Genomic DNA, 6,054 nt, shown 5'->3' with positions numbered 1-6,054 from the left:
CGGGTTGTTTAGCGAACGGAGCCTGGTTTTTAGCAAATCTTATGCAGCCGCGGCTCTTTGGTTCTTTCCAGCTGATGGGAAAGAACTAGGCCTGTCTGGCTATGAAGACAGAAAACCCTGTGGGTAAGGAAAAAATTAAGGTAAATCATAAACACCCTCTCTGCCCTTCGGGCATCTCTCCCTGCTCCAAAGGAGTCCCTTCGGGAATAGGACGAGAATAGTATATATGAACGGTTTTGTAGAAAATGAATGAAAATTTTCGCATAGGAATATTAACGGCAGTAACCTATTAATACGGAGATCCCTTCCGGCCAATACAGGAGCACAACCAGGATAGGCAGGTAGGTATCTCATCATAAAAGCAACACTCTGCTTGTGGGATTCTTCCCTCCGGTCAGAATGACGTAAAATGACTATTTCTCTGCTTTTCTGTGCTTTTGCTCTTCACCTAACGATAATGCTGCTAATCGAGTTCGGGGCAGAGTATTGAGGACGGGAAGACTTCAGCGTAAGCGAACAAATTATTAATACCCTCTCCGCTCCTTCAGGTATCTCTGCCCTTCGGGCATCTCTCCCTAGAGGGCGAGAAAATTACTATGAAAGGGAGTTCTACTTTACTTAATATGGCAGGTAAAACCGAGAACTCACTCCAATATACAAAACAGTGTAAAATAACACAGATAATCTTAAAAAAAATCACAGAAGCAAAGTGATTTATGTATCTTTGCGCTTTCAATCTAAAGTAGAATCATGATCGTTTTTGCTAAAAGCAATAGTGGTAGTATTTACGCCATACATTCTCAAAATCCAATCTCTTCAGAAGACAAAGAAAAACTGAACTGGCTGCTAGACGGCAAAGTATTAGACAACAATACTTTAGAAGGATTTTTTAAAGGTCCGCGTAAAGAAATGTTAACTCCGTGGGCAACAAATGCCGTAGAAATCACTCAAAATATGGGTATTCAGGGTATTTTACGTATCGAAGAGTTTTCTGAAGTAAACAGTGCAGACGCTGCTCACGACAGCATGCTGGAAGTAATTTATAATGGCCTGGGTCAGGATATTTTCGACATTAATATCAAACCAGAGCCTATTAAATATATTGATGATATTGAAACCTTCAACAAAGAAGAAGGTTTGGCATTAAGTGAAGAGGAAATTAACTACCTGAAATCGGTAGCGGAGAAGAACGGACGTAAGCTGACAGATTCTGAAGTTTTCGGATTCTCTCAGGTAAACTCAGAACACTGCCGTCATAAAATCTTCAACGGCCGTTTCATTATCGATGGTGAAGAAAAACCGCTTTCACTATTCAAATTGATTAAGAAAACTACCGAGACCAATCCTAACAAAGTAGTTTCTGCATATAAAGACAATGTTTCTTTTACCAAAGGGCCAAAAGTAGAGCAATTTGCTCCGGCTACACAGGATAAAGCCGACTTCTTCGACATTAAAGAAGTAGAATCTGTACTTTCTCTGAAAGCTGAGACGCACAATTTCCCTACTACCGTAGAGCCATTCAATGGTGCTGCTACTGGTTCTGGTGGTGAGATTAGAGACAGGATTGCCGGAGGTATTGGCAGTGCACCTTTAGCCGGAACCGCGGTTTACATGACTGCTTATTCCCGTTTAGAAGAAGGCAGAACATGGGAAAACGGTATGGCAGAAAGAAACTGGTTATACCAAACACCTATGGATATCCTGATCAAAGCGTCTAATGGTGCTTCTGATTTCGGAAATAAATTCGGTCAACCGGTAATCAACGGTTCGGTGTTCACTTTCGAGCATCAGGAAAACGGAAAACGTTACGGTTTCGATAAAGTAATTATGCAGGCGGGCGGCGTTGGTTACGGTTTGTATAAAGACGCTAAAAAGAACGATCCTAAAGCTGGCGATAAAATTGTGGTGATGGGTGGCGATAATTACCGTATTGGTATGGGCGGTTCGGCAGTATCTTCTTTAGATACCGGAGCTTCTAACAGCGCTATCGAGCTAAACGCTATTCAACGTTCTAATCCTGAGATGCAAAAAAGGGTTTACAATGCCATCAGAGCGATGATGGAAAGTGGCGAAAACCCCATTGTTTCTATTCATGACCATGGTGCTGGCGGTCATTTAAACTGTCTTTCTGAATTGGTGGAAGCTACAGGTGGTAAGATTGATCTTTCTAAATTACCCGTGGGCGACCCTACCCTTTCTGCTAAGGAAATCTGCGGAAACGAGTCTCAGGAAAGAATGGGATTGGTGATTCAGCAAAAAGATATCGATACTTTACAAAAAGTAGCTGAAAGAGAAAGAGCACCTTTCTATGTGGTTGGTGATATCACCGGCGACCATCAGTTTACTTTCGAGTCTTCAGTTACTGGCGAAAAACCTATCGACTGGAAACTGGAAGATATGTTCGGTAATCCTCCAAAAACGATTATGAATGACGAGAAACAAAATGATAGTTTCTCTGATATCGAATATAAAGAAGAAAAATTAGCAGACTATCTGAATGATGTTCTTCAACTGGAAGCTGTTGCTTGTAAAGACTGGTTAACAAATAAGGTTGACCGTTCTGTAACAGGTAGAGTTGCCCAACAACAAAACGTAGGTGCTTTACAATTGCCATTAAGCAATTTTGGTGCTATGGCTATGGATTACAGAGGAAAAGCTGGTGTGGCTACTGCTGTTGGACATGCACCTGCTATCGCTTTGGCTAATGCTGCTGCCGGTTCAAGAATTGCTATCGCTGAATCTTTGGCAAACATCGTTTTTGCTCCATTAGAAAGTGGTCTTGCTGGTATTTCTTTAAGCGCCAACTGGATGTGGCCTTGTAAAAATAAAGGTGAGGATGCGCGTTTATACGAAGCTGTTGAAGCGGTAAGTGATTTTGCCTGCGAATTGGGAATCAATATCCCTACAGGTAAAGACTCTTTATCTATGACGCAGAAATACAAAGACGGCGTAGTTTACTCTCCGGGTACTGTTATTATTTCTGCTTCTGGTGAGGTAACAGACGTTAAAAAACATGTTACACCTAATCTGGTAAAAGAAGAAGGTACTGAATTAATCTATATCGATTTAACTAAATCTCCATTAGCTTTAGGCGGATCTTCTTTTGCACAGGTATTAAATAAAGTTGGAAACAACACTCCTGATATTAAAGACGTAGCTTATTTTAAAGCTGCTTTTAATGCCGTTCAGGATTTAATTGAGAATGATCTGGTTCTTGCGGGTCACGACGTTTCTTCTGGTGGTTTGATTACTACTTTATTGGAGATGTGTTTCGCAGAAAAGAATATCGCTATTAATGCCAATGTTGATTTCTTCAAAGAATCTAGTCTGGTAAAAGTATTATTTGCAGAAAACCCTGCTTTGGTGCTTCAGGTTAAAAATGCGGAAGAAGTTAAAAACGCATTAGCTGCAAAAGGTGTTCAAGCAGAGAAAATTGGTACAGTTGTTAAAGGAAATGAATTGACTGTGAACTTAAACGGTAACAGCAAATCTTTCAACATTGACGATTTAAGAACTACCTGGTACAAAACATCTTATTTATTGGATGCTAAACAAACCAAGCCAGAATTGGCGAAAGAGCGTTTTGAGAACTATACCAACCACGAATTGCAATTCAACTATCCGGCACATTTTACCGGAAAACTGGTTGATTTAGGTTTGGAGCATGGCAGACAAACAAAAAGCGGTATTAAGGCGGCAATCATCAGAGAAAAAGGTGTAAATGGTGACCGTGAGATGGCTTACTCGATGTTCTTAGCAGGTTTCGACGTAAAAGATGTGCACATGACCGACCTGATTGCCGGTAGAGAAGATCTTTCTGACGTAAACTTTATTGTTTATGTAGGTGGTTTCTCTAACTCCGACGTTTTAGGTTCTGCTAAAGGCTGGGCTGGTGCATTCTTGTACAACGAGAAAGCGAAAGCTGCTTTAGATAATTTCTATGCCCGTCCGGACACTTTATCTTTAGGTGTTTGTAACGGTTGCCAATTAATGGCAGAATTAGGTTTAATTTATCCGGAGCATAAAGAAAGAGTGAAGTTAAAACACAACAGCTCTGGTAAATTTGAGTCTATCTTTTTAAATGTGAATATTGCTAAAGACACCAACTCAATTTTATTAAAATCTTTAGCTGGTTCTAAATTAGGTATCTGGGTTGCTCACGGAGAGGGTAAATTCGAATTCCCTTACGAATGCAGCGAATATAACATTGCTATTGGTTATAGCCACGGAACTTATCCTGCAAACCCTAACGGGTCCAGAGATAATACCGCTGCTATCGTTTCTAAAGATGGTCGTCATTTAGCCATGATGCCTCACTTAGAAAGAGCTATTTTCCCTTGGCAAACTGGTTTCTATCCTAACGAAAGAAAATCTGACGAGGTTACGCCTTGGATTGAGGCTTTCGTTAACGCCAGAAAATGGATTGAGGAAAATAAAAAATAAGAGTATCAAATTTTTAAAAAGTCCAGTTTAGAAATGCTAAACTGGACTTTTTCTTTAGGCACTTGTTGCCAATCATAACATCAAAATTCATGACATCGTTTGAAACGTTAAATTTAATTCAACCTATACAAAAAGCCCTGAAGGCTTTAAATTACCAAACCCCTACTCCTATTCAAGCCCAGGCTATTCCGCTTGTACTGCAACGAAAAGACCTTTTAGGATGTGCCCAAACAGGAACAGGGAAAACTGCGGCTTTTGCTATCCCTATTTTACAGTTACTGGATGAGGATTTAAAGAAAAATCACCAGAAAAACACAATTAAAGCATTAATCGTAACGCCAACACGCGAGCTAGCCATTCAGATTGGCGACAGCTTTAGCGATTATGGCAAAAACCTGAGATTGAAACACGCTGTCATTTTTGGCGGGGTAAATCAAAAATCGCAGGTAGACGCATTGCAAAAAGGGGTAGATATTTTGGTGGCTACTCCGGGACGTTTGCTGGATCTGATGCATCAAAAGCACCTGAGCTTAAAGCATATTAATCTTTTTGTGCTGGACGAAGCAGACAGAATGCTGGATATGGGTTTTATTAATGATGTTAAAAAGATTATTGCGGTATTGCCTCAGCACAGACAATCGCTATTCTTTTCGGCTACCATGCCGCCTGTCATTCAGAAATTGTCTGAAGAGATTTTAAAATCACCTGTTAAGGTAGAAGTTACTCCGGTTTCGTCTACGGCAGAGACCATTAACCAGACCGTATATTTTGTAGACAAGAACAATAAGAACAATTTACTGCTTCATATTCTGAAAGACCAGCTGCTTGATTCTGTTCTGGTATTTACCCGTACCAAACACGGCGCAGACAGGGTGGTAAAAACACTGGCTAAACAACATATTAAGTCTGCTGCGATACATGGCAATAAATCTCAAAATGCCAGACAGCGCGCTTTAGACGATTTTAAAACCAAAGCCATACGTGTATTGGTTGCTACCGACATTGCCGCCAGAGGTATAGATATAGACAGCCTGAAATATGTAATTAACTACGAGATTCCGAATATCCCCGAAACTTATGTGCATAGAATAGGAAGAAGCGGAAGAGCCGGAGCCGAAGGCATCGCTATTTCTTTCTGTGATGTGGACGAAAAACCATTTTTAAAGGATATCGAGAAAATCATTGGAAAAAGTGTCCCTCTCGGTGAGGATAATCCTTTCCCTATGGAAAACTTTGTAGCTAAAGAGACTGGTAAAAAACAAGGCAAGAAACCACAACAACAAGCGAGAAAACCTGAAGGCAGCAAGCCTAAAACAGTTCATAAAGGCAAAGACAACGACAGAAAAGAAAACAGCTGGAAGAATAAAGAAAGAAGCTTTTCTAAAGAAGGGAATTCACAATCGAATTGGGAATCTAAAAGGAGAAGGTTTAGGAAAAGTAGTTAAGCTCTACTTTTTTGCCTTGCTGACTCCGTTTTTAGTGTGAAATACCATATAGTTTCAGAGCTTCTTCCTTTACTATTTTATCCTTCTCCATTAGAAAGAAGGTGCCCAAAGGGCGGATGAGGGGGCAAAAAGTATCTCTCAGAAAGTTAGTAAAAATGGACTCGCT

Annotated in this window: 2 protein-coding genes; both read left to right on the top strand. The window is 40.4% G+C overall.

Annotation, left to right across the window (positions count from 1 at the left end):
- The first annotated feature begins 750 nt into the window (after positions 1-750).
- On the top strand, positions 751-4,443 hold the full coding sequence (purL, locus tag ABWO41_RS14465) for a phosphoribosylformylglycinamidine synthase (protein ID WP_353139510.1): 3,693 nt from the start codon (positions 751-753) through the stop codon (positions 4,441-4,443).
- An 89-nt stretch (positions 4,444-4,532) separates the two neighbouring features.
- Entirely contained in the window at positions 4,533-5,888 is a 1,356-nt protein-coding gene (locus ABWO41_RS14460) for a DEAD/DEAH box helicase (RefSeq protein WP_353139507.1), read from the top strand.
- Positions 5,889-6,054: the final 166 nt, after the last annotated feature.

The organism is Pseudopedobacter sp. (assembly GCF_040392825.1).
Classification (GTDB): domain Bacteria; phylum Bacteroidota; class Bacteroidia; order Sphingobacteriales; family Sphingobacteriaceae; genus Pseudopedobacter.
This window is presented reverse-complemented; position numbering and strand designations above follow the sequence as displayed.

Excerpts from the sequence above, each read along its gene's own strand:
- purL (WP_353139510.1), top strand. The coding sequence starts at position 751 with ATGATCGTTTTTGCTAAAAGCAATAGTGGTAGTATTTACGCCATACAT.
- ABWO41_RS14460 (WP_353139507.1), top strand. The coding sequence starts at position 4,533 with ATGACATCGTTTGAAACGTTAAATTTAATTCAACCTATACAAAAAGCC.